Consider the following 22,588-nt stretch of genomic DNA (forward strand, 5'->3'; position numbering starts at 1 on the left):
CTTCACGGAGGCGCACAAACATGCGAGCGGGCAAGGCAATGCTGATCCTGCATGGCAAGCAGGCCATGAACGAAGACGTGCGCAGCGCCGTGCATGGCCTGCGCGACAGCGGCTGGGTGCTGGATGTGCGGGTCACCTGGGAGGCCGGTGACGCCCAGCGCCTGGTCACCGAGGCGCTGGCCGCCGGCTACGACCACATCGTCGCCGGAGGCGGGGATGGCACGCTGCGTGATGTCGCCGAGGCCATGGGGCTGGCAGGTACCAAGGCCAGCCTGGCGTTGTTGCCGCTGGGCACGGCCAACGATTTTGCCAAGGCCGCCGGCATACCCCTGGAGCCTGCCACGGCCCTGGCCTTGCTGAACATACCCGCACGGCCAATAGACCTGGGCCAGGCCGGCGACCAGCTGTTCCTCAACATGGCCACGGGCGGTTTTGGCAGCCAGGTCACGGCCAATACCTCCGAAGACCTGAAGAAAGTACTGGGCGCGGCCGCCTACCTGTTCACCGGGTTGTCGCGCTTCAGCGAACTGCAGGCCGCCTCGGTAGAGCTGCAAGGGCCAGGCTTCGACTGGCAGGGGGACCTGCTGGCGCTGGGCATCGGCAATGGCCGCCAGGCCGGGGGTGGGCAAGTGCTGTGCCCCGAGGCCCTGGTGAACGACGGCTTGCTCGATATCGCCATCCTGCCGGCACCTCAAGAGATGGTCGGGACGTTGCGTGAGCTGTTGGCCGGTAACGGTCTGTTCGTCAGGGCCAGGTTGCCCTGGGTGGAGATCAAGTGCTCGCAGGGGCTGGACATCAACCTTGATGGCGAGCCAGTGCAGGCCGAAAAGTTACGCTTCCAGGCCAAGCCCGCTGCACTGCGGCTACACCTGCCGGAGGGGGCTCCGTTGCTCAGTCGTCCAGGCTGATGATTTTCTCGCGCACGGCGAACAGCACCAGGCCGGCCACGTCATGGATTTGCAGGCGTTTCATGACTTGCGAGCGGTGGGTTTCCACTGTCTTGATCGACAGGCCCAGGCCGGTGGCGATTTCCCGGGTGGACTTGCCACGCACGATCAGGCGCAGGATCTCCAGCTGTCGCGCCGTGAGATTATGCCGCTCGCCAGCTGGTTGCTTGCCCTGCCTGGTGTGCAGCAGCGCCTGGTTGATGACCGTATGAGCGACGGCTGGGCTGAGATAGCGCTCGCCGTTGCGCACCGCGGCCAGGGCCTGTTCCAGCTCGGTGGCGCTGGTGTCCTTGAGCAGGTAGCCGTGGGCGCCACTTTCCAGTGCCCGCATGATCAGGTCCGGGTCGGTGTGCATCGACAGGATCAACACTTTGCAGGTGCTGCCGCTGGCGCGTAGTTGGGTGAGGGCGTCCAGGCCGCTGGTCGAGCGCATGGAGATGTCCAGCAAGACTATGTCCGGCGCCAGCGTGCGCACCTGTTCGAGCAACTGGCTGCCGTCGTCGGCTTCACCGATCACGTCATAGCCGGGAATGTCGCACACCAGTGCGCGCACACCGGCGCGAATCAGCGAGTGGTCGTCTACCAGCAGCAGTCTACAGGTCATGGGTTGCAGTGCTCCTGGCGCGTTGCTGAGTGCGCGGTGGCCATGGGAACATCGCCTCGATGTGCGTGCCCAGGCCGAGCTGGCTGGTGATGTCCAGGCTGCCCTGCAACGCGGTTACCCGCTCCTGCATACCGGCCAAGCCCCGCTGGCCTGCTTCGGCCGGTTGCCTGGCGGGCACGAAGCCGCGGCCATCGTCTTGGATTGACAGCGCCAACCCCTCGGGGGTGCGCTGCAGGCGGATGACCAGATTGCGTGCCTGGGCGTGGCGCAGCATGTTGGTCACGGCTTCCTGGGTAATGCGGAACACCGCCATGGCCACGGCCTCGTCGATGCCCCCCAGGCGCTGGTTGCATGCCAGGCTCCAGTGAACGCCGCTGTTGCCCAGGGTGCGCACCAGGTGTGCGCGCAGGCTGGCTTCCAGGCCCAGGCTGGCCAACTGCCGCGGGTTGAGCAGGGCGGAGACATCGCGCACGTTGCCCAAGGTGTCATCCAGCGTGCTGCGCAGCGCGTCGCAGTGGCCTTGCAGCTCGTCGGGCATGCGCTTCTGCAGCCACTGCAGCTGCAGCTTGGCGGCGGTGAGCAACTGGCCGATGTCGTCGTGCAGTTCCCGGCTCAGGTGCTGGCGCTCGCCTTCCTGGACTCTGAGCATGCGCTCGGCCAGTTCCGCCGGGCGCAGGCTGATCGACCTGGCACCCAGGGCCAGGTGCACGGTAGCGCCCAGTGTGGCGACCAGTTGCAGTACCAGAAGGCTGGCCGGGATCACCTGATCGGCCAGGTACAGCAACAGGTTGGCGACCAGCGAGGCCATGCACAGCCCGACAGTTGCCCAGCGCAGCAGGGTAGTGCGGGAGCAGCACCGCGAAGAAATCTTCAAGCGTGGAAACATAGGTAGGGAAGCCACTGAAGTATTGCTGATGGAGGCCTTGCACAATCCATGTCAGAGGCTTTGGAGCAGTACTTGCCTTTTTCTTTCAAACACATGATCTTGCGACCTTGCTGCTCGCAAGCGTTTTTGGGGGTGCATATTACCACTTCGCAGTGCATTGGTCGCGATCGGGTAACGCCATGAAACGCCGGCGGGGCGGGCGCTGGAGGGTGGCAAAGTGCCGCTTTGCTTGATCGCGCAACAGGCACTTGCCATGGAACTTGTGCGCTGTTGATTCAACTTGGCCCCCCCAACCTGAAAAGCCTCGAGAATTTTCCAGATTCGGCCAGGGTGGGCCTGAATAAACGTGCCCGGCTGCATTTTGCGCCAGTTCAATAGGTAGCAGATGAGCGGCCGGAGTGCGTGCTGCCTGCCGTCTCGGAATGCGGGTGGATGCATACGCTGCCTTGCTCATCGCAGGGTGTGCAAGGTTGTGCAAACGTTTGCTGCACGGCCTTGGCCAGTTCACCCAGCAGCACCAGCTGCTCGCCGATGTCCAGGTTAAGCCGCCCGGTGCAAGGGTCGACCAGTTCCAGCTGCCAGGCTAGCAGGGTCAGGCAAGCCCCTACTGCGGGCAGGGCTTCGCGCTGCAGGCAACCGACCTGGCAGGCCGGTGCCAGCAACTGCTGCAGGGCGGTGGTGTAATGGGCGATTTCACGCAGGCCCAGATGTGCGGCCTGTCGAGCGAGGTTGTCGAGGGCATTTTCCAGGTAGTGGCAAGCATCCGGGTCGTTGTCGATCAGTTCCAGATGCTGCAGGCATTCCTGGGCCTGGGTCAGCAGTACCTGGGCATCCAGCAGGAAACCCTGCAGGGCGTTATCGAACGACAAGGCGCTGTCCATCATGATGCCCCCGCGCGTGGGGCTGGCACAGGGGACGGGCACGCCAAAACGATAGCTAGCAAAAGCCTGACTCCATTCATGCAATGAGAATGGCGTCACATTAATGGCTAAAGGATATCGCGAACATCAGGTTTCACCCGATTGTGGCTAAGGGTTTCCCTGATAAGGGCCTCAGGTGGGGAACTTTTGCTGTCCCGCTGAATCACCCGCGCTTCCCGCAGTAAAGCATGATGGTAAAGTGATATCAATTGCCTTCACGGCATTTTCCCGCAAGGGTCAAGGTGTGCGTGAAGCCGCCGATACAGGGTGGCTGATTTCACTTTTTCCGACTTAAGCCTGGGGGCTTTCCAATGGCTGGCATTCTCGACACGGTAGACCAACGCACGCAACTGGTGGGTGAGAACCGACTGGAAATCCTGATGTTTCGCCTGGCCGGCCGCCAGTTGTTCGCGATCAACGTGTTCAAAGTGCAGGAAGTGCTGCAGCTGCCCAAATTGACCCTGATGCCCCAGCGCCACGCTTTCGTCTGCGGCGTAGTCAACCTGCGCGGCCAGACCCTGCCGGTGATCGACCTGTCCCAGGCGATCGGCATGCGCCCGCTGCAGCCGGGGCCGGACAGCACCATCATCGTCACCGAATACAACCGCTCGGTGCAGGCTTTCCTGGTGGGCGGTGTCGACCGCATCGTCAACATGAACTGGGAGGCGATCATGCCGCCGCCGTCCAGCGCCGGACGCCAGCATTACCTGACGGCCATCACCAAGGTCGATGACAAGCTGGTGGAAGTGATCGACGTGGAGAAGGTGCTGGCCGAGATCGTGCCCTACAACGCCCGGGTTTCCGGCGACAAACTCGCCGATCCGGTGCTGGCCCGGGCCCGCGGCCGCGAAGTGCTGCTGGTGGACGATTCCAGCGTGGCCCTGGCGCAATTGCGCGACACCCTGTCCCAGCTGGGCGTGAAGCTGCACGTGGCCAGTGATGGCCTGAAGGCGCTGCGCATGCTCAAGGGTTGGGCCGACGCTGGTGAGGATGTGTGCGAGAAGCTGCTGATGGTGTTCACCGACGCCGAGATGCCGGAAATGGACGGCTACCGGTTGACCACCGAGATCCGTGGCGATGCCCGTTTGCGCCGGCTGTACGTGGTGTTGCACACCTCGCTGTCGGGCAGTTTCAACGAATCCATGGTGAAGAAGGTAGGCTGCGACAACTTCCTGTCCAAGTTCCAGCCCGATCGCCTGGTCGACGTGGTCAAGCAACGCCTGTTGCTGGATGCCGCTACTGCGTGATCCCGGCCCCTGCCGGGTATAAGCTTGGCGTTTTGGCATGACGCGAGGCGGCAGGGATGTTTCTCAGTGAGCTGTATCGGTACCCGGTGAAGTCCGGGCAGGCGCAACGCCTGCAGGCTTCACCGGTGGGGTTGCTGGGGTTGCAGGGCGACCGGCGCTGGATGGTGGTGGAGGAAGAAAACGGACGCTTCCTTACCCAGCGCGCCTGGCCTCATCTAGGCCAGATCAAGGCAAGTGATGATGACAGCGGCCAGTTGCTGCTGGAATCACCTGGGCAAACTCCCTTGCGGGTACCTGTGCCACCTACCGATGACGCCCTGCGCGGCGTGACCATCTGGCGCGATACCTTGCGTGTGCCGGATGCGGGCGATGCGGCGGCGGCCTGGCTCAGCCAGTTGCTGGGCAAGGCCGTGCGCCTGGTGTATTGCCCGGAGCAGCGCGCGCGTTATCTGCCCAATGGCTATGGCTTCAACAGTGACCGGGCGGCGTTCCCCGACGGTTTCCCGTTGTTGCTGATCAACCAGGGATCGCTGGAAGAACTCGACCGCCGTATCGGCCGGCCCATGGAGGTGCTTCGCTTTCGGCCCAACCTGGTGGTGCAGGGGGCCGAACCGTTTGCCGAAGATGGGTGGAAGCGGATCCGTATCGGCAGCCTGGAATTTCGCGTGCTCAAGCCCAGTGTGCGCTGCATCTTTACCACCATCGACCCGGCTACCGGCGAGCGTACCGAGGACCGCGAGCCGATGGCCACACTCAGGACCTTTCGCGAGAAGGAGGGGGATGTACTGTTCGGGCAGAACCTGGCGGTGGATGGCGGTGGGCGGTTGGAGGTAGGGATGAAGGTCGAAATCCTGGAGTAGCTGTGTTGCCTGTTCCGGCTCTTTCGCGGGCTTGCCCGCTCCCACAGGTACTGCACCGCATTCAAACCCGGTGCAATACCTGTGGGAGCGGGCAAGCCCGCGAAAGGGCCGGCACAGGCTCAGTAGCAATCACATGTCATCGAAATACCGCTCATGCCAATCCACCAGTGGCTGCGGCGAGTTCAGCTTCTGCCCATAGATCACCGAATACGACAGTACGTTCTGCACATACTGGCGCGTTTCGTCGAACGGGATCGACTCCACCCACACATCGAAGCTCAGGTGCTTGGCGCCTTTGAGCCACTGTCGCACGCGTCCCGGCCCGGCATTGTAGGCTGCCGAAGCGAGCACCCGGTTACCGTTGAACTGGCTGTGCACCTGGCTCAGGTAGGCCGCGCCCAGCTGGATGTTCTTGTCCGGGTTGAGCACCTGCGCCGGTGATGCCAGCGGGATACTGAACTTGCGCGCGGTTTCCTTGGCCGTGGCCGGCATCAACTGCATCAGGCCGCTGGCACCGACCGGGGAACGGGCATCCTCCATGAACGCACTTTCCTGGCGGGTAATGGCGAAGACCCAGCTCGAATGCAGGCCGCGGACCTTGGCCTCGCGCACCAGGGTGTCGCGGTGGGCCATCGGGAAGCGGATGTCCAGGTCGTCCCAGTACTGCGCCTGGCTGATGGTGCGAATGGCCGGGAAGTACCAGCGCAGGTCGTAGCCCAGGCGCGCCTGGGCGACCATTTCGTCGCGGCTGAAGTGGCGGCTGACGTGGTACCACTCGCGGCGGCCTTCGACGATCTGGCCACGGGCGTGGAACTCCAGGGCACGGCGGATGCCCGGGGTGTTGCGGACTTTGTTGACCAGCTGCGGGCTGAGCACCAGCGGCTTGTTGTTCAGCTGGTAAGGGGTTTGTGCCCGGTCTGCAGCGAGGAAACCGTAGAAGTCACGTTCGCGCGCCACGGTCTTGTACAGCAGCGGGATCTGTGGGTTGTTCGGTTGCGCCAGCTCCAGGCTGCGCGCCTGCCAGTACTTCCAGCGGCTGCTGTTGGCCAGGTCCTGGGGCAGGCGGCGGGTCAGCTCGTAGGCGTCTTCCCAGCGGCCCAGGCGCAGCAGCAGGCGCAAGCGCCATTCGCTGACGGTGTTGTCACGCAGCTCGGGGTCATAACGGGTCATCAGGTCGAGCGCGCGCGGGTCGTAGCGGCGCGCCAGGGTCAGGCCGATTTCGCGGGCGATGGCCACCTTCTCGTCGCGTGAAAAGTGCATGCGCTGGGCGTAGTCGTCGAGCAGCGCCATGGCCCGCTCCGGGTCCTGTCGGGCCAGGCGGCGCAGGCCGAGGCTGACCACGTCGGACATGGCTTCGTTGGCCGGGGTGAAGCGCGACGGCTGGTTGAGCAGCTCGGGTTTCTGCGCCACCTCTACCAGCAGGCGCCCCTGCGGCGCGAGGGTGGTCAGGGTCTTGACCAGGTTGTTGGCCAGGCCGTAGTTGCGCGCCTGGGCCGCCAGCTTGGTGCGTTGCCAGCGCTTGGCCTCGGTCAGTTGGCCCTCGGCCGCCCACATGCCGAACAGTGTGTCGCAGGTAGCCGGCTGCGACTTGCCGACGTTCCACAGTTTGTCGGCCGTGGCAAAACCCTCGGCGCGCAGGCCGTGGCTGAGCTGGTACTGGCCGTTGAGGCAGTCCAGTTCGGTGAAGTTGAGCTTGGGGTCGTAGTACTTGACGAAAGTGTTCCATTCGCCGCGTTCGGCCAGCCAGCGCAACCAGCGCAGTTTCATCCAGTTGGCCTGGGGCAGGTCGCCATGCTTGGCAAGGAAGCCTTCGATTTCCTGGTTGCTCGCGGTTTTCAGGCGGGCGGTGAGTTCGTCGTAGGCCAGGTAGGGCGTCAGCGGGTAGTCGCTGAGGGCCTGGGCATAGCGCAGGTACGGGCCTTTGTCGCCTTTGGCCAGCGCGCGCTTGGCCTCGTCATAGTACTGGCGTTGCAGGGTAAGATCGGCGGCCTGCGCCGCGCAGGTGGCGGCGGTGAGCAGCAGGCAGGATGCAATATGTAACAGGCGGCTGCGCATGATACGTCCGGGCAGTTGAACCATGGGGAAGTGACGGCGGAGCCAGCACTGTTGGAAGCTATTGCCTTAGCTTAGCTGTTTGCCGGCGGCGGGTGAAAGCACTGTGCTTGTATCGGGATATTAAGTTCGACCAGATGTCGCAAAGCCCTTGCCGGATGACCAGGCGGATGCCGTCGGGGGCCAAGTCAGGTAGAATGCGCGCCCGATTTATGGAGACCAACATGACCCTGCTCAAATTCAGCGATGTGTCCCTCGCATTCGGCGCCATGCCGCTGCTGGACAAAGTGTCCTGGCAGATCGCTCGTGGCGAGCGGGTGTGCATCATCGGCCGCAACGGCACCGGCAAGTCGAGCATGCTGCGCCTGGTCAAGGGCGAGCAGAAGGGCGACGACGGCGAAATCTGGCGTGCCCCGGGCCTGAAGATCGGCGAGCTGCCGCAGGAGCTGCCGGTGGCCGACGAGCGCACGGTGTTCGACGTGGTGGCCGCAGGCCTGGATGGTGTGGGCGATCTGCTGGCGCAGTTCCATCACCTGAGCCTGAACATCCAGGGTGATGAAGACCTGGAAAAACTCATGCACGTCCAGCACGAGCTGGAAGCCCGTGACGGCTGGCGCCTGCAGCAGGTGGTGGAAAGCACCCTCAGCCGCCTGCAGCTGCCGGCCGACAAGACCCTGGCCGAACTGTCCGGTGGCTGGCGCCGTCGCGTGCTGCTGGCCCAGGCGCTGGTGTCGGAGCCCGACCTGCTGCTGCTCGACGAGCCGACCAACCACCTGGACATCGGTGCCATCGCCTGGCTCGAAGAGGCCCTGCGCGGCTTCAATGGCGCGGTATTGTTCATCACCCACGACCGTTCGTTCCTGCAGAACCTGGCCACCCGCATCCTGGAACTGGACCGCGGCGGCCTGATCGACTGGAACGGCGACTATGCCAGCTTCCTGGTGCACAAGGAGGCCGCACTGGCCGCCGAGGAAACCGCCAACGCGTTGTTCGACAAGCGTCTGGCCCAGGAAGAGGTATGGATTCGCCAGGGCATCAAGGCCCGCCGTACCCGCAACGAAGGCCGCGTACGCGCACTGAAGGCCCTGCGCGTGGAGCGCAGCGAACGCCGCGAGCGCCAGGGCAAGGCCAACATCCAGATCGAGGCGGCGGAAAAGTCCGGCAAGCAGGTAATGGTGCTGGAGAACGTCAGCTTCCATCACCCGGAAGGGCCTGTGCTGGTCAAGGACTTCTCCATGGTCCTGCAGCGTGAGGACCGCATCGGCCTGCTGGGCGCGAATGGTACCGGCAAGACCACGTTGCTAAAGCTGATGCTCGGTGACCTGGAGCCGACCGCAGGCAAGGTCGAGCGCGGCACCAAGCTGGAAGTGGCCTATTTCGACCAGATGCGCCACCAGCTCGACCTGGAAAAGACCGTTATCGACAACTTGGCCGAAGGCCGGGACTTCATCGAGATCGACGGCCAGAACCGCCATGTGTTGAGCTACCTGGGCGATTTCCTGTTCAGCCCTCAGCGTGCCCGTACGCCGGTCAAGGCGCTCTCGGGTGGCGAGCGGGCACGGCTGTTGCTGGCCAAGCTGTTCAGCAAGCCGGCCAACCTGCTGGTGCTTGACGAGCCGACCAACGACCTGGACGTGGAAACCCTCGAGCTGCTCGAGGAGGTGCTGTCCAACTACAAGGGCACCGTGCTGATGGTCAGCCACGACCGGGCCTTCCTCGACAACGTCGTCACCAGCACCCTGGTGTTCGAAGGCGAGGGCAAGGTGCGTGAATACGTCGGTGGTTACGAGGACTGGATTCGCCAAGGGGGCTCGCCGAAGCTGCTGGGCGTGACCGAGAGCAAGGGCGGCAAGTCCGAGCTCAACAGCGCGGTGGTGGAGAAGGTAGAGGCCAAGCCGGCGCCAGCGCCTGTTGCAGAGGTGGCCGAGGGTTCGAAGAAGAAGCTCAGCTACAAGCTGCAACGTGAGCTGGAAATGCTGCCGGGGCAGATCGACGAACTGGAGCAGCGCATGGCCGAGGCCCAGGAAGAAGTGAATGCGGCGGGCTTCTATCAGCGGCCGATTGCGGAAACCTCGGCAGTGCTGGCCAAGATCGAGAAGCTGCAGAGTGAGCTGGATGTGCTGGTGGAGCGCTGGGCCGAGCTGGAAGGCTGATCGGCGTTAGCCTGGCCCGGCCATTTCGCGGGCTTGCCCGCTCCCACAGGATCACCACAGCTTTCAAGGCTTGTGGAGAACCTGTGGGAGCGGGCAAGCCCGCGAAGAGGCCGGCACCGGTTGAATCATTCCTTCTTCTGCAACCGCACCGCCAGTACATCGCACGGCGCACCATGCAGCACGTCATTGGCCGTGGACCCCAGCAGCAACGCCAGGCCATGACGGCCATGGCTGCCGACCACGATCAGGTCGCACTTCTGGTCCTTGGCCAGCTGGTGGATTTCCTGGCGCGGCTGGCCATAGGTCAGGTGCGAGTCGCCGCGGTGGATGTCCGGGTATTTGTTGAACAGGCGGTCCATGCGCTCCTTGGCCTGGTCGAACTGCTGCTGTTGCAGCTGCGACAGGTCCATCGGCACGTCGCCGCCGAACGCCATGGCCATCGGCTCGACGATGTGTACCAGCGAAACCTTGGCATTCGACGGCGCGGCCAGCGCCATGGCGCGCTTGATCACCGGGTCGCATTCTTCGGTCAGGTCGACGGCGACCAGAAGATGTTCGTAGGACATGAGCGGAACTCCTGACAATCGCGATAGAAGAAGTATGGTCGCTTTCGGGCGGGTCTTCCGTGAAAAATGGCTAACCAGCTCATTTGCAACGTTTTATGGGAACTACTGATATGACGGTATTGCTGGTGGTGTCAATCCTCGCGCTGATTCTCAGCCCGCTTTCCTGGCTGCGCACCTCGCGCAAGCAGAGCGAGCAGATGAAGCTGCGCCTGGAGGCTCGGCGCATGGGTTTGGCCATGCAGCTGGCGCCGCAGCAGTGGCCGCACTGGCTGGAAAAGGAGCCGCCAAGCCCGTGCCCGCAATACCACCGGGCCCGTCGCCGCGGGCATGAGGACAGCTTCTGCTTCTGGCAGATCACCCCGGGGGTGTGGTGGAACCAGTGGCGTGAACCCTGCGAGGACCCACGCTTCATGGAGGCCTTGGCACGCTTGCCGGCGAGTGTCTACAAGGTCGAGGCCGATGCCCGGATGATCGCGCTGTACTGGACCGAGCGGGGTGATACCGCTGTGTTGCAGGATATTGCCCACGTCCTCGAAGCCCTGGCTTGAGACCTGTCTTGCACGGGCCCTGTAGGAGCGGCCTTGTGTCGCGATCGGGCTGCGCAGCAGCCCCTGGGATATCAGAGAAAAGCAAAGATTGCCGGGGCTGCTGCGCAGCCCGATCGCGACACAAGGCTGCTCCTACAAGGGTATGCGGCGCTTCTTAAACCTCTATAACGACAAAGCGGCGGCTTGGCCGATCCCCTGAAGGGGTGGGGTGCCAAGTCGCCGCTTTGCGTTCTGCTGCGCAGAAAAGGCCAGGCAGGCCGGGTATGCATTCAAGCAAGTGCCAGTGTAGCCGTTCAAGGCCGCCGCGCAAGGCAAAAGCTGCAGCATTCTTCTGCGGTTCATGGTCAATCGCCGACATGAATGGTCAGCAATCACTGTCATCATGTTTTGTACCGGGACGCTACAAAATGACCGGAAAGTCGTGTTTTCACCTTGCTCGCGAGCATTTGACAACACCGATCTTTTCGGAGAATGTGTGCACACCCAAATCAAACGGGCGTATGAATTGAGCGTTTGTATGTCATGACGCCAAGCCATACTTCCGACTAGCGCGCTGACGGGTGTGCCTGGGGCAGGGCAGCTAGGCCTGCTTTTGCTGCAGCGATCGGCGTGTACAGTTCAGCTTCCATATCGTGGAGATCAGTTGATGATTTACGAAGGTAAAGCCATCACGGTTAAGGCTCTTGAAAGTGGCATCGTCGAGCTCAAGTTCGACCTCAAGGGTGAGTCCGTCAACAAGTTCAACCGCCTGACCCTGAACGAACTGCGCCAGGCCGTCGATGCCATCAAGGCCGACGCCTCGGTCAAGGGCGTGATCGTCAGCAGTGGCAAGGACGTGTTCATCGTCGGCGCCGACATCACCGAGTTCGTCGACAACTTCAAGCTGCCCGAGGCCGAACTGGTCGCCGGCAACCTGGAAGCCAACCGCATTTTCAACGCCTTCGAAGACCTCGAAGTGCCGACCGTCGCCGCCATCAACGGCATCGCCCTGGGCGGCGGCCTGGAAATGTGCCTGGCCGCCGACTACCGGGTCATGTCCACCAGCGCCAAGATTGGCCTGCCGGAAGTCAAACTGGGTATCTACCCGGGCTTTGGCGGTACCGTGCGCCTGCCGCGCCTGATCGGTTCGGACAACGCCATCGAATGGATCGCCGCCGGCAAGGAAAACCGTGCCGAGGACGCCCTGAAAGTGGGTGCCGTCGACGCCGTGGTCGCGCCTGAACTGCTGATGGCCGGTGCCCTTGACCTGGTCAAACGCGCCATCAGTGGCGAGCTGGACTACAAGGCCAAGCGCCAGCCCAAGCTGGAAAAGCTCAAGCTCAACGCCATCGAGCAGATGATGGCCTTCGAGACTGCCAAGGGCTTCGTCGCCGGCCAGGCCGGCCCTAACTACCCAGCCCCGGTCGAAGCCATCAAGACCATCCAGAAGGCTGCCAACTTCGGTCGTGAAAAGGCCCTGGAAGTGGAAGCCGCAGGCTTCGCCAAGCTGGCCAAGACCTCGGTTGCCGAAAGCCTGATCGGCCTGTTCCTCAACGACCAGGAACTCAAGCGCAAGGCCAAGGCGCATGACGAAATCGCCCACGACGTGAAGCAGGCCGCCGTGCTCGGCGCCGGCATCATGGGTGGCGGCATCGCCTACCAGTCGGCGGTCAAGGGCACCCCGATCCTGATGAAGGATATCCGCGAGGAAGCCATCCAGCTGGGCCTGAACGAGGCCTCCAAGCTGCTCGGCAATCGCGTCGAGAAGGGCCGCCTGACCCCGGCCAAGATGGCCGAGGCACTCAACGCCATTCGCCCGACCCTGTCCTATGGCGATTTCGCCAATGTCGACATCGTCGTCGAGGCCGTGGTCGAGAACCCGAAAGTCAAGCAGGCCGTGCTGGCTGAAGTGGAAGCCCAGGTGAAGGACGATGCGATCCTCGCTTCCAACACCTCGACCATTTCCATCAACCTGCTGGCCAAGGCGCTCAAGCGCCCGGAAAACTTCGTCGGCATGCACTTCTTCAACCCGGTGCACATGATGCCGCTGGTGGAAGTCATCCGTGGCGAGAAGTCCAGTGAAGTGGCGGTTGCCACCACCGTGGCCTACGCCAAGAAAATGGGCAAGAACCCGATCGTGGTCAACGACTGCCCGGGCTTCCTGGTCAACCGCGTGCTGTTCCCGTACTTCGGCGGCTTCGCCAAGCTGGTAAGCGCCGGTGTCGACTTCGTACGTATCGACAAGGTCATGGAAAAGTTCGGCTGGCCGATGGGGCCGGCGTACCTGATGGACGTGGTCGGCATTGACACCGGCCACCACGGCCGCGACGTGATGGCCGAAGGCTTCCCGGACCGCATGAAGGACGAGCGCCGCTCGGCCGTTGACGCACTTTACGAGGCCAACCGCCTGGGGCAGAAGAACGGCAAGGGCTTCTACGCCTACGAAACCGACAAGCGCGGCAAGCCGAAGAAGGTCGCCGACGCCACCGTGCTCGACGTGCTCAAGCCGATCGTCTTCGAGCAGCGTGAAGTCACCGACGAAGACATCATCAACTGGATGATGATCCCGCTGTGCCTGGAGACCGTGCGCTGCCTGGAAGACGGCATCGTCGAAACCGCCGCCGAAGCCGACATGGGCCTGGTCTATGGCATTGGTTTCCCTCCCTTCCGCGGTGGTGCGCTGCGCTACATCGACTCGATCGGTGTGGCCGAATTCGTTGCCCTGGCCGATCAATACGCCGACCTGGGGCCGCTGTACCACCCGACCGCGAAGCTGCGTGAAATGGCCAAGAACGGCCAGCGCTTCTTCAACTGAGCGGTCAACGAGCTAGAGCGAGAGATTTGATATGAGCCTGAATCCAAGAGACGTGGTGATTGTCGACTTCGGTCGCACGCCGATGGGCCGCTCCAAGGGTGGCATGCACCGCAATACCCGCGCCGAAGACATGTCGGCGCACCTGATCAGCAAGCTGCTGGAACGCAACGACAAGGTCGACCCGAAAGAAGTCGAGGACGTGATCTGGGGCTGCGTCAACCAGACCCTCGAGCAGGGCTGGAACATCGCCCGCATGGCCTCGCTGATGACCCAGATCCCGCACACCTCCGCGGCGCAGACGGTCAGCCGCCTGTGCGGCTCGTCGATGAGCGCGCTGCACACCGCCGCCCAGGCGATCATGACCGGCAACGGTGATGTATTCGTGGTCGGTGGCGTGGAACACATGGGCCACGTCAGCATGATGCATGGCGTCGACCCCAACCCGCACCTGTCCTTGCATGCCGCCAAGGCTTCCGGGATGATGGGCCTGACCGCGGAAATGCTCGGCAAGATGCACGGCATCACCCGTGAGCAGCAGGACCTGTTCGGCCTGCGTTCGCACCAGCTGGCCCACAAGGCCACGGTAGAAGGCAAGTTCAAGGATGAAATCATCCCGATGCAGGGCTACGACGAGAACGGCTTCCTGAAGGTGTTCGATTTCGACGAAACCATTCGCCCGGAAACCACCCTCGAAGGCCTGGCGTCGCTGAAGCCGGCGTTCAACCCGAAAGGCGGTACCGTCACTGCCGGTACCTCGTCGCAGATCACCGACGGTGCATCGTGCATGATCGTCATGTCCGGTCAGCGCGCCATGGACCTGGGTATCCAGCCATTGGCGGTCATCCGTTCCATGGCGGTAGCTGGTGTCGACCCGGCAATCATGGGCTACGGCCCGGTGCCGTCGACCCAGAAAGCCCTCAAGCGTGCTGGCCTGACCATGGCCGACATCGACTTCATCGAGCTCAACGAAGCCTTCGCTGCACAGGCCCTGCCAGTGCTGAAAGACTTGAAAGTACTCGACAAGATGGATGAGAAGGTTAACCTGCACGGCGGCGCCATTGCCTTGGGCCACCCGTTCGGTTGCTCCGGGGCGCGGATTTCCGGCACCCTGCTCAATGTCATGAAGCAGAATGGCGGTACCCTGGGGGTGGCGACCATGTGTGTCGGCCTCGGCCAAGGTATCACCACTGTCTTCGAACGCGTCTGATCGCGTAGCGGGACAGCGACCGGGGCCTTGTGCCCCGGTTTTGTTTTTTACAGGTTTTATTCAAGAGGGTGGGCAACATGCAGATACAACCAGGCGTATACCGGCATTACAAAGGGCCTGAGTACCGTGTCTTCAGTGTTGCGCGGCACTCCGAGAGCGAAGAGTGGATGGTGTTCTACCAATGCCTGTATGGTGATTACAGCTTCTGGGTACGGCCACTTTCGATGTTCCAGGAGTCCGTCGAGGTTGACGGCGAGCAGGTGCCACGCTTTGCTTTGGTCAAGGCCGAAGAGGGGCTGCCCGGGTTGCTGGGCAAGTCGCACGAGTGATAGTCCGAACTTGACCTCACACTTTTGCCACTATATATAGCGGTGCCGCGTCTGGCACCTGACGCGTTTTTCATCTTCAGATTCAGGAATACTCCGATCCATGGGCAAATCGCTGGTCATTGTGGAATCCCCGGCCAAGGCCAAGACCATCAACAAGTACCTGGGCAACCAGTACGTGGTGAAGTCGAGTATCGGCCATATCCGAGACCTCCCCACCAGCGGTTCGGCCAGCGCCAGCAAAGAGCCAGCCGCCAAGCGTGGCAAGGCCGCGGGTGAGGCTCCGGCCCTGTCGCCGAAGGAAAAGGCCCGCCGCCAGCTGGTGGCACGCATGGGCGTCGACCCCGACCACGGCTGGAAGGCCAAGTACGAGATCCTGCCTGGCAAGGAAAAGGTGATCGAAGAGCTGCGCCGCCTGGCGAAGGACGCCGACACCATCTATCTCGCAACCGACTTGGACCGCGAAGGGGAAGCCATTGCCTGGCACCTGCGCGAGGCCATCGGCGGCGACGACACCCGCTACAAGCGCGTGGTGTTCAACGAAATCACCAAGAAGGCCATCCAGGAAGCCTTCTCGCAGCCGGGCGAGCTGGATATCGACCGGGTCAACGCGCAGCAGGCGCGGCGTTTCCTCGACCGCGTGGTCGGCTACATGGTTTCGCCGCTGCTGTGGGCCAAGATCGCCCGTGGCCTGTCCGCCGGCCGTGTACAGTCGGTGGCGGTGAAGCTGGTGGTGGAGCGCGAGCGTGAAATCCGCGCGTTCATCCCGGAAGAGTACTGGGAAATCCACGCCGACCTCGGCACCGCCAAGAACGCCAAGGTGCGTTTCGAAGTGGCCCGCGAGAAGGGTGAGGCCTTCAAACCGCTGAACGAAGCCCAGGCCATGGCCGCGCTGGAGAAGCTCAAGGCTTCCAGCTACAGCGTGGTCAAGCGCGAAGACCGCCCGACCAGCAGCAAGCCGTCGGCACCGTTCATTACCTCCACCTTGCAGCAGGCCGCCAGCAACCGCCTGGGCTTCGGTGTGAAGAAAACCATGATGATGGCCCAGCGCTTGTACGAAGCCGGCTACATCACCTACATGCGTACCGACTCGACCAACCTGTCGGCCGACGCCCTGGATATGGCGCGCAGCTACATCGAGCGCGAGTTCGGCAAGCAGTACCTGCCCGAGGCACCGCTGGTGTACGGCAGCAAGGAAGGCGCCCAGGAGGCGCACGAAGCGATTCGTCCTTCCGACGTGAACACCCACCCGAGCAAGCTCAGTGGCATGGAGCGTGACGCCGAGCGCCTGTATGAGCTGATCTGGCGCCAGTTCCTGGCCTGCCAGATGCCGCCGGCGCAATACCTGTCCACCAGCGTCACCGTGGCTGCAGGCGACTTCGAGTTGCGTGCCAAGGGCCGTATCCTCAAGTTCGACGGTTACACCCGTGTGCTGCCGCAACAGAGCAAGCCTGGCGAAGACGACGTGTTGCCGGAAATGGTCCAGGGCGAAGCGCTGAAGCTGATCCAGATCGACCCGAGCCAGCACTTCACCAAGCCACCGGCGCGCTTCACCGAAGCCAGCCTGGTCAAGGAAATGGAAAAACGCGGCATCGGTCGCCCGTCGACCTATGCGGCGATCATTTCGACCATTCAGGACCGTGGCTATGTGACCCTGCACAACCGCCGCTTCTATTCCGAGAAGATGGGCGACATCGTCACCGAGCGCCTGTCCGAAAGCTTCTCCAACCTGATGGACTACGGCTTTACCGCCGACATGGAAGAGAACCTCGACGACGTGGCCCAGGGCGAGCGTGACTGGAAGAACGTGCTCGACGAGTTCTACGGCGACTTCAGCAAGAAACTGCAGACCGCCGAGTCCAGCGAAGACGGCATGCGCGCCAACCAACCGACCATGACCAACATTCCGTGCAAGGAATGTGGCCGGCCGATGATGATCCGCACCGCCTCCACCGGCGTGTTCCTCGGTTGCTCGGGCTACAGCCTGCCGCCGAAAGAGCGCTGCAAGGCCACCGTCAACCTGGTGCCGGGCGACGAGATTGCCGCCGACGACGAGGGCGAATCGGAATCCCGCGTGTTGCTGGGCAAGCATCGCTGCCCGATCTGCGCCACGGCGATGGATGCCTACCTGCTGGACGAGAAGCACAAGCTGCACATTTGCGGTAACAACCCGGATTGCGCTGGCTACGAGATCGAGGAAGGCAACTACCGCATCAAGGGTTACGAAGGGCCGAGCCTGGAGTGCGACAAGTGTGGCAGCGAGATGCAGTTGAAGACTGGCCGCTTCGGCAAGTTCTTCGGTTGCACCAACCCGGCGTGCAAGAACACTCGCAAACTGCTCAAGAGCGGCGAGGCGGCGCCACCGAAGATGGACAAGGTGGACATGCCAGAGCTCAAGTGCGAGAAGGTCGACGATACCTACGTGCTGCGTGATGGCGCTTCGGGGCTGTTCCTGGCCGCCAGCCAGTTCCCCAAGAACCGCGAAACCCGCGCACCGCTGGTGCTGGAGATCGTGCCGCACAAGCATGAGATCGATCCGAAGTACCACTTCCTGTGCGATGCACCGCAGAAAGACCCGGAAGGCCGCCCTGCAGTGATCCGCTACAGCCGCAAGACCAAGGAGCAGTATGTGCAGTCCGAGGTTGATGGCAAGCCGACCGGCTGGAAGGCGTTCTACGACGGCAATGCGTGGAAGGTTGAAGACAAGCGCTGATTCTTCATCAGTCTCTGACCTGCGCGCGCCCTTGTAGGAGCGGCCTTGTGTCGCGAAAGGGCTGCAAAGCAGCCCCAGGATTTCAGCGCAGATGCACAAATTGCTGGGGCTGCTTTGCAGCCCTTTCGCGACACAAGGCCGCTCCTACAGCTGACCGCGTTAACCGGTCAGGCGGGGCAAGCCTGCGTAGGGGCGCAAAGCGGCCCCAATCATTTATGATGCAGCTATCCGCCTTGCAGCCTTAGGGAGGTCACTGAAATGGCCCAGGAACTCTACACCCGCACCAATCAGAAACTGTTCTTTGCCGGCCTCGCCCTGGAGTCCATGGCCAAGGCCGAACAAAGCCAGGCCATGAATGCCCAGGGCCTGGTCCAGGCCGAACGCGAGTCGGCGCTGTTCCATCTCTACGGCGCATTGTTGGGCCTGTGTCATGAAATTGGTGGCTTCTACCGCCTGCCAGTTGTTGCAACTGTCGAGCAAGCACTGGCTGACGACGCCCTGAACGGTATCGCCATCCCGGAAGTGGCCGAGCTGCTGGAGCTGGCCCGCCAGCGCGAAACCTGGCTGGCACAAATGCTTGGTGCTTATGCCGATTTGTTCCGACCACCGGTCGCGAAAAAAACGCCGAAAACCGACGTTACCCAGCCATTGATCCAGGCGGTCAATCTCGATGAGCCCGAGCATCCGGCGCTGTCGCATGCCGAACTGGAAAGCTGGCGCAGCGACCTCAAAGGCCTGGTGAGACGTTTCCGTGACGCGTTGAGTGAGTGCTGATAGCTGCTACGGCTGGTACAATGCTGGCCTTTCGCGGAGAACTGCCATTTATGTCTACGTCGTTTCTGGAAATTGTCGAGTTGCCTGATGGCCGCATCGAACTGCGTCGCGCCGAGGATGAGGGCTCTCTGGTAACCCTGGATTTCTCGGAAGACGCCAAGGCGTTTCTGCAGGGTCAGCATGTGGAAGTGGCCAAGGCCATGCTCAGCATGGGCGTACAGATGGCCGGTCGCCTGATGGATGGCGAGCTTGAGCGTGATGAAGGGCCGCGAGTGCTGCACTGATGTGCAGCAGGGCATCAGGTTTTATGCAGTGACAGGCAAAGCCTGAACATCAGCCGAGGCGGATGTTCAGGCTTTGTGCGTTTCCGGCACTGGCAGCGCGCAGCAATTGCTGGCGCGCAGTGGCGTTGACATTGCCCAGCCAGCTGACGACGGTGTGGCTGCGGCCCAGACGCAAGGCTTCGCAGGCCAGTTGAAGCGGGCTTTGATTGCCACGAGGTTGCAGCAGCAGGATGCGTTCACGGTTGAGCCCGGCATCGCGCAGCCAGGCCTGGGTCAGGCTCGACGGCGGGGCGATCAGGGTCAGCCAGCGGGTCTCGTCCTCTTCGCTCAGTTCGCGCAGCACGGGTGCCAGCAGGCTTTGGCAATGCCCGGGGGCTCCGCGCAGCGACAGTTCGCTGAACAGCTCGGGCTGGCTGCTCTTGCGCGCCACTTCGCTGGCTTTCAGGCCAGGCAGTACGGGCTGGGCGAGGAATGCTTCGAACAATGGCAACTGAGCTTGCTCGGGTACGTGAATGAACTGCTGCATGACGCCTCCTGGATCAGCGGCGAATGACGCCGACGCTCAAGCCCTCGATCACCAGCTCCTGTTCTTTCAGGTCGACTTCGATGGGGGCGAATTCGGGGTTTTCGGCAAGCAGCCACACCTTGCTGCCTTCGCGCTTGAAGCGCTTGACGGTGACTTCGTCGCCGATGCGGGCCACGACGATCTGGCCATTGCGGGCTTCGCGGCAGGTGTGTACCGCCAGCAGGTCGCCATCGAAGATGCCGACGTCCTTCATGCTCATGCCGTGTACGCGCAGCAGATAGTCGGCCTGGGGGTGGAAGAAGTCGGGGTTGATGTTGCAGGATTGCTCGATGTGCTGTTCGGCAAGGATCGGCGCACCGGCGGCAACCCGGCCGATGATTGGCAGGCCGCTTTCTTCGGCCTTGGCTTCCAGGCCGGGGATGCGAATACCACGGGAGGCGCCCGGGGTCATCTCGATCGCGCCCTTGCGGGCGAGGGCCTTGAGGTGTTCCTCGGCGGCGTTGGGCGACTTGAAGCCCAGCTCCTGAGCAATCTCGGCGCGCGTCGGCGGGAAGCCGTTGTCTTCCAGGCAACGCTTGATGAACGCGAGAATTTCGGCTTGGCGTGGCGTCAGTTTCAACATGGTGAGCGCTCTGTCTTTTTGTACAGTGACTGGGATTATATACAGTACCGGATGCGCTGCAAGCCAAAACCTGCAATAAACAGCAGCAATGGCGCTTGCAGCCGCCCTCCTGGCGCTTTTAAATGGCGACCGGCCGGTCACCGAGCCTTGACAGAAGCAGGGCTGAAACGTATGTTTCAAACACCTGTTTGTCTGGCGGAGTAGTCGGAGTAGTCATGGCCCAATCGGAAACCGTTGAACGCATTCTCGATGCTGCCGAGCAGCTGTTCGCGGAAAGGGGGTTCGCAGAAACCTCGTTGCGGCTGATTACCAGCAAGGCCGGGGTCAACCTGGCGGCGGTCAACTATCACTTCGGCTCCAAGAAGGCCCTGATCCAGGCAGTGTTTTCGCGCTTCCTCGGGCCGTTCTGCGCCAGCCTCGAACGTGAGCTGGAGCGGCGCCAGGCCAAGCCTGAGCACAAGCCGAGCCTCGAGGAGTTGCTGGAAATGCTGGTCGAGCAGGCTTTGGCCGTGCAGCCGCGCAGCAACAACGACCTGTCGATCTTCATGCGCCTGCTGGGCCTGGCCTTCAGCCAGAGCCAGGGCCACCTGCGGCGTTACCTGGAAGACATGTACGGCAAGGTGTTCCGCCGCTACATGCTACTGGTCAACGAGGCCGCGCCGCGCATTCCGCCGCTGGAGCTGTTCTGGCGCGTGCACTTCATGCTTGGTGCTGCCGCCTTCAGCATGTCTGGTATCAAGGCCCTGCGGGCGATTGCCGAAACCGATTTCGGCATCAATACCTCGATCGAGCAGGTAATGCGCCTGATGGTGCCGTTCCTGGCTGCGGGCATGCGTGCCGATAGCGGTGTAACTGACGACGCCATGGCCGCCGCGCAGCTGCGCCCGCGCACCAAGACCAGCGCAGGCGCCACTACCGCCAAGGCCTGAAGGCTGGGCGGGGCAGGGCGCTTCGGCTAAGCTAGCGCCCATGCCTGACCTCGACTTCCTGCACATTTCCCTCGCCGATCAGCGCCTTTATGGTTTTGCCGATGGCCAGCTGCGCGTACGCCTGCCGGTTTCAACGGCGCGCAACGGCGCCGGCGAGCGCAACGGCTCGGGTTGCACGCCGTGTGGCTTGCACCAGGTGCGAGCGAAGATCGGCGCGGGCTTGCCGCTGAATGCGGTATTGGCCGGGCGGCGCTGGACCGGCGAGGTGTGGTCGCCGGCCTTGCATGCGCAATACCCCGGCCGGGACTGGATCCTCACCCGCATCCTCTGGCTTAGTGGCTGCGAGCCAGGTGTCAACCGCCTGGGTGCGGTCGACACCTTCCGCCGTTATATCTACCTGCACGGCACCCCGGATACGGAACCCTTGGGCGTAGCGCTGTCCCATGGATGCATACGCCTGCGCAACATCGATTTGCTAAGCCTGTTCGAGCAGGTGCCGGCCCATTGCCCGGTGCGCATCGAGCAGGCCGCCTGCCCCCAGTGGGCTTCTCTCAGTCTTCAATGAAGGATTACCCATGACTGTCAGCCTGCAAGGCTCCCTGATGGTGGATATCGCCGGTAAATGGCTGACCGCCGAAGACCGTCACCTGCTACGCCAACCTGAAGTGGCTGGCCTGATCATTTTTGCCCGCAACATCGACAGCCCGCGCCAGGTGCGTGAACTGTGCGCGTCGATCCGTGCCATCCGGCCCGACCTGATCCTGGCGGTGGACCAGGAGGGCGGCCGGGTGCAGCGCCTGCGCCAGGGCTTTGTGCGCCTGCCGGCCATGCGAGCGCTGGCCGACAATGACGACGCCGAGTACCTGGCCGAGCAGTGCGGTTGGTTGATGGCGACCGAGGTGCTGGCGGTTGGCCTGGACCTCAGCTTTGCCCCGGTACTCGACCTGGACCACCAGCGCAGCGCCGTGGTCGGCAGCCGCGCCTTCGAGGGTGACCCGCTGCGTGCCACGCAACTGGCCGGGGCGTTCATCCGTGGCATGAATGCGGCGGGTATGGCGGCTTGTGGCAAGCACTTCCCGGGGCATGGCTGGGCCGAAGCGGACTCGCATGTGGCCATCCCGACCGATGAGCGCAGCCTCGAACAGCTGCGCCAGGCCGACTTGGTGCCGTTCACCCGCCTGAGCGGGCAATTGGCGGCAGTGATGCCGGCGCATGTCATCTACCCGCAGGTCGACAACCAGCCGGCTGGCTTCTCGCGGCGCTGGTTGCAGGACATCCTGCGTGGCGAGCTGGGTTTCGACGGGGTGATTTTCAGTGACGATTTGTCGATGGCCGGCGCACATGTTGTCGGGGACGCGGCGAGCCGCATCGAAGCAGCACTGAGCGCCGGTTGTGATATGGGGCTGGTTTGCAATGATCGGGCGGCGGCGGAGCTGGCACTGAGTGCGGCACAACGCATGAAGGTAAAACCTTCGCCACGCATCGCAGGCATGCGCGGGCAAGGGTTTGCGCGGACTGACTATCGTCAGCAGCCTCGTTGGCAGCAGGCATTGTCCGCGTTGAAGGACGCTCAACTGGTCGACTGACGAGGCTACACCCTGCTCGGTCCGAGACAGGATCCTGCGTTTTC

General features: G+C 62.8%; 21 protein-coding genes. 14 read left to right on the forward strand and 7 right to left on the reverse strand.

Annotated features, from left to right (window positions below; all coding sequences use genetic code 11):
• Positions 1 to 20: 20 nt before the first annotated feature.
• Positions 21 to 908, forward strand: coding sequence for a lipid kinase YegS (gene yegS / locus AC2T3R_RS08225; RefSeq protein ID WP_486744913.1), 888 nt, complete (start codon positions 21 to 23; stop codon positions 906 to 908).
• Here yegS and AC2T3R_RS08230 read toward each other — a convergent pair.
• The 3 genes from AC2T3R_RS08230 to AC2T3R_RS08240 form a co-directional block, all read right to left on the reverse strand.
• Entirely contained in the window at positions 892 to 1,551 is a 660-nt protein-coding gene (locus tag AC2T3R_RS08230) for a response regulator (RefSeq protein ID WP_013971702.1), read from the reverse strand. The genes yegS and AC2T3R_RS08230 overlap by 17 nt on opposite strands.
• Positions 1,541 to 2,437, reverse strand: a complete 897-nt coding sequence (locus AC2T3R_RS08235; protein WP_367245545.1) for a sensor histidine kinase — start codon at positions 2,435 to 2,437, stop codon at positions 1,541 to 1,543. Before AC2T3R_RS08235 ends, AC2T3R_RS08230 begins: the two co-directional genes overlap by 11 nt.
• A 371-nt stretch (positions 2,438 to 2,808) precedes the next feature.
• On the reverse strand, positions 2,809 to 3,318 hold the full coding sequence (locus AC2T3R_RS08240) for a ferritin family protein (protein WP_367245549.1): 510 nt from the start codon (positions 3,316 to 3,318) through the stop codon (positions 2,809 to 2,811).
• 350 nt (positions 3,319 to 3,668) lie between these two features.
• Between AC2T3R_RS08240 and AC2T3R_RS08245 the strand changes: the two genes are divergently transcribed.
• Positions 3,669 to 4,604: a chemotaxis protein CheV gene (locus AC2T3R_RS08245; RefSeq protein ID WP_013971705.1), complete on the forward strand. Its 936-nt coding sequence runs from the start codon at positions 3,669 to 3,671 to the stop codon at positions 4,602 to 4,604.
• A gap of 56 nt (positions 4,605 to 4,660) precedes the next feature.
• The gene (locus tag AC2T3R_RS08250) at positions 4,661 to 5,464 is read left to right on the forward strand and encodes an MOSC domain-containing protein (RefSeq protein ID WP_410952569.1); all 804 of its coding nucleotides are present in this window, start codon (positions 4,661 to 4,663) and stop codon (positions 5,462 to 5,464) included.
• A gap of 129 nt (positions 5,465 to 5,593) precedes the next feature.
• Here the strand turns inward: AC2T3R_RS08250 and AC2T3R_RS08255 are convergent, their stop codons facing one another.
• Positions 5,594 to 7,519, reverse strand: coding sequence for a transglycosylase SLT domain-containing protein (locus AC2T3R_RS08255; RefSeq protein ID WP_061302839.1), 1,926 nt, complete (start codon positions 7,517 to 7,519; stop codon positions 5,594 to 5,596).
• A 221-nt stretch (positions 7,520 to 7,740) separates the two neighbouring features.
• Here AC2T3R_RS08255 and AC2T3R_RS08260 point away from each other — a divergent pair, with 221 nt between their 5' ends.
• Positions 7,741 to 9,669: an ATP-binding cassette domain-containing protein gene (locus tag AC2T3R_RS08260; protein ID WP_264209835.1), complete on the forward strand. Its 1,929-nt coding sequence runs from the start codon at positions 7,741 to 7,743 to the stop codon at positions 9,667 to 9,669.
• A 125-nt stretch (positions 9,670 to 9,794) separates the two neighbouring features.
• Here AC2T3R_RS08260 and AC2T3R_RS08265 read toward each other — a convergent pair whose 3' ends face one another.
• On the reverse strand, positions 9,795 to 10,235 hold the full coding sequence (locus tag AC2T3R_RS08265; RefSeq protein ID WP_013971709.1) for a universal stress protein: 441 nt from the start codon (positions 10,233 to 10,235) through the stop codon (positions 9,795 to 9,797).
• Positions 10,236 to 10,345: 110 nt separating this feature from the next.
• On the opposite strand from AC2T3R_RS08265, the gene AC2T3R_RS08270 reads away from it, so the two are divergent.
• The 7 genes from AC2T3R_RS08270 to AC2T3R_RS08300 all read left to right on the forward strand — a co-directional run bounded on the left by AC2T3R_RS08270 (position 10,346) and on the right by AC2T3R_RS08300 (position 18,881).
• The gene (locus AC2T3R_RS08270; protein WP_015269528.1) at positions 10,346 to 10,783 is read left to right on the forward strand and encodes a hypothetical protein; all 438 of its coding nucleotides are present in this window, start codon (positions 10,346 to 10,348) and stop codon (positions 10,781 to 10,783) included.
• Positions 10,784 to 11,429: 646 nt separating this feature from the next.
• Positions 11,430 to 13,577 (forward strand): fatty acid oxidation complex subunit alpha FadB, encoded by a 2,148-nt coding sequence (gene fadB, locus AC2T3R_RS08275; protein WP_486744914.1) that lies wholly within the window; start codon positions 11,430 to 11,432, stop codon positions 13,575 to 13,577.
• Positions 13,578 to 13,608: 31 nt separating this feature from the next.
• Positions 13,609 to 14,784 carry an acetyl-CoA C-acyltransferase FadA gene (gene fadA, locus AC2T3R_RS08280; protein ID WP_013971712.1) on the forward strand — a complete coding sequence of 392 codons (1,176 nt, stop codon included), beginning with the start codon at positions 13,609 to 13,611 and terminating at the stop codon, positions 14,782 to 14,784.
• 77 nt (positions 14,785 to 14,861) lie between these two features.
• On the forward strand, positions 14,862 to 15,113 hold the full coding sequence (locus AC2T3R_RS08285) for a DUF1653 domain-containing protein (protein WP_023661154.1): 252 nt from the start codon (positions 14,862 to 14,864) through the stop codon (positions 15,111 to 15,113).
• A 100-nt stretch (positions 15,114 to 15,213) separates the two neighbouring features.
• Positions 15,214 to 17,823, forward strand: a complete 2,610-nt coding sequence (topA, locus tag AC2T3R_RS08290) for a type I DNA topoisomerase (RefSeq protein WP_015269531.1) — start codon at positions 15,214 to 15,216, stop codon at positions 17,821 to 17,823.
• Between the two features lie 258 nt (positions 17,824 to 18,081).
• Positions 18,082 to 18,597, forward strand: coding sequence for a DUF6586 family protein (locus AC2T3R_RS08295; protein ID WP_004376432.1), 516 nt, complete (start codon positions 18,082 to 18,084; stop codon positions 18,595 to 18,597).
• A 50-nt stretch (positions 18,598 to 18,647) separates the two neighbouring features.
• Complete coding sequence (locus AC2T3R_RS08300) at positions 18,648 to 18,881, forward strand: hypothetical protein (protein ID WP_410952568.1); 234 nt, start codon at positions 18,648 to 18,650, stop codon at positions 18,879 to 18,881.
• 49 nt (positions 18,882 to 18,930) lie between these two features.
• Here AC2T3R_RS08300 and sulA read toward each other — a convergent pair whose 3' ends face one another.
• The gene (gene sulA / locus AC2T3R_RS08305; protein ID WP_013971717.1) at positions 18,931 to 19,407 is read right to left on the reverse strand and encodes an SOS-induced cell division inhibitor SulA; all 477 of its coding nucleotides are present in this window, start codon (positions 19,405 to 19,407) and stop codon (positions 18,931 to 18,933) included.
• Between the two features lie 13 nt (positions 19,408 to 19,420).
• Positions 19,421 to 20,029 carry a transcriptional repressor LexA gene (lexA, locus tag AC2T3R_RS08310; protein WP_004376420.1) on the reverse strand — a complete coding sequence of 203 codons (609 nt, stop codon included), beginning with the start codon at positions 20,027 to 20,029 and terminating at the stop codon, positions 19,421 to 19,423.
• A 215-nt stretch (positions 20,030 to 20,244) separates the two neighbouring features.
• On the opposite strand from lexA, the gene AC2T3R_RS08315 reads away from it, so the two are divergent.
• Genes AC2T3R_RS08315 through nagZ form a run of 3 tightly spaced genes read left to right on the forward strand, consistent with a single transcriptional unit; the run spans position 20,245 to position 22,544 of the window.
• Positions 20,245 to 20,958, forward strand: coding sequence for a TetR/AcrR family transcriptional regulator (locus tag AC2T3R_RS08315; protein ID WP_013971718.1), 714 nt, complete (start codon positions 20,245 to 20,247; stop codon positions 20,956 to 20,958).
• A 40-nt stretch (positions 20,959 to 20,998) separates the two neighbouring features.
• Positions 20,999 to 21,523: a L,D-transpeptidase gene (locus tag AC2T3R_RS08320; RefSeq protein ID WP_013971719.1), complete on the forward strand. Its 525-nt coding sequence runs from the start codon at positions 20,999 to 21,001 to the stop codon at positions 21,521 to 21,523.
• A gap of 22 nt (positions 21,524 to 21,545) precedes the next feature.
• Positions 21,546 to 22,544 carry a beta-N-acetylhexosaminidase gene (gene nagZ, locus AC2T3R_RS08325; protein ID WP_486745268.1) on the forward strand — a complete coding sequence of 333 codons (999 nt, stop codon included), beginning with the start codon at positions 21,546 to 21,548 and terminating at the stop codon, positions 22,542 to 22,544.
• Positions 22,545 to 22,588 lie beyond the last annotated feature (44 nt).

It is taken from the genome of Pseudomonas sp. PVC-5-1, from assembly GCF_057444345.1.

Excerpts from the sequence above, each read along its gene's own strand:
- yegS (WP_486744913.1), top strand. The coding sequence starts at position 21 with ATGCGAGCGGGCAAGGCAATGCTGATCCTGCATGGCAAGCAGGCCATG.
- AC2T3R_RS08230 (WP_013971702.1), bottom strand. The coding sequence starts at position 1,551 with ATGACCTGTAGACTGCTGCTGGTAGACGACCACTCGCTGATTCGCGCC.
- AC2T3R_RS08235 (WP_367245545.1), bottom strand. The coding sequence starts at position 2,437 with ATGTTTCCACGCTTGAAGATTTCTTCGCGGTGCTGCTCCCGCACTACC.
- AC2T3R_RS08240 (WP_367245549.1), bottom strand. The coding sequence starts at position 3,318 with ATGGACAGCGCCTTGTCGTTCGATAACGCCCTGCAGGGTTTCCTGCTG.
- AC2T3R_RS08245 (WP_013971705.1), top strand. The coding sequence starts at position 3,669 with ATGGCTGGCATTCTCGACACGGTAGACCAACGCACGCAACTGGTGGGT.
- AC2T3R_RS08250 (WP_410952569.1), top strand. The coding sequence starts at position 4,661 with ATGTTTCTCAGTGAGCTGTATCGGTACCCGGTGAAGTCCGGGCAGGCG.
- AC2T3R_RS08255 (WP_061302839.1), bottom strand. The coding sequence starts at position 7,519 with ATGCGCAGCCGCCTGTTACATATTGCATCCTGCCTGCTGCTCACCGCC.
- AC2T3R_RS08260 (WP_264209835.1), top strand. The coding sequence starts at position 7,741 with ATGACCCTGCTCAAATTCAGCGATGTGTCCCTCGCATTCGGCGCCATG.
- AC2T3R_RS08265 (WP_013971709.1), bottom strand. The coding sequence starts at position 10,235 with ATGTCCTACGAACATCTTCTGGTCGCCGTCGACCTGACCGAAGAATGC.
- AC2T3R_RS08270 (WP_015269528.1), top strand. The coding sequence starts at position 10,346 with ATGACGGTATTGCTGGTGGTGTCAATCCTCGCGCTGATTCTCAGCCCG.
- fadB (WP_486744914.1), top strand. The coding sequence starts at position 11,430 with ATGATTTACGAAGGTAAAGCCATCACGGTTAAGGCTCTTGAAAGTGGC.
- fadA (WP_013971712.1), top strand. The coding sequence starts at position 13,609 with ATGAGCCTGAATCCAAGAGACGTGGTGATTGTCGACTTCGGTCGCACG.
- AC2T3R_RS08285 (WP_023661154.1), top strand. The coding sequence starts at position 14,862 with ATGCAGATACAACCAGGCGTATACCGGCATTACAAAGGGCCTGAGTAC.
- topA (WP_015269531.1), top strand. The coding sequence starts at position 15,214 with ATGGGCAAATCGCTGGTCATTGTGGAATCCCCGGCCAAGGCCAAGACC.
- AC2T3R_RS08295 (WP_004376432.1), top strand. The coding sequence starts at position 18,082 with ATGGCCCAGGAACTCTACACCCGCACCAATCAGAAACTGTTCTTTGCC.
- AC2T3R_RS08300 (WP_410952568.1), top strand. The coding sequence starts at position 18,648 with ATGTCTACGTCGTTTCTGGAAATTGTCGAGTTGCCTGATGGCCGCATC.
- sulA (WP_013971717.1), bottom strand. The coding sequence starts at position 19,407 with ATGCAGCAGTTCATTCACGTACCCGAGCAAGCTCAGTTGCCATTGTTC.
- lexA (WP_004376420.1), bottom strand. The coding sequence starts at position 20,029 with ATGTTGAAACTGACGCCACGCCAAGCCGAAATTCTCGCGTTCATCAAG.
- AC2T3R_RS08315 (WP_013971718.1), top strand. The coding sequence starts at position 20,245 with ATGGCCCAATCGGAAACCGTTGAACGCATTCTCGATGCTGCCGAGCAG.
- AC2T3R_RS08320 (WP_013971719.1), top strand. The coding sequence starts at position 20,999 with ATGCCTGACCTCGACTTCCTGCACATTTCCCTCGCCGATCAGCGCCTT.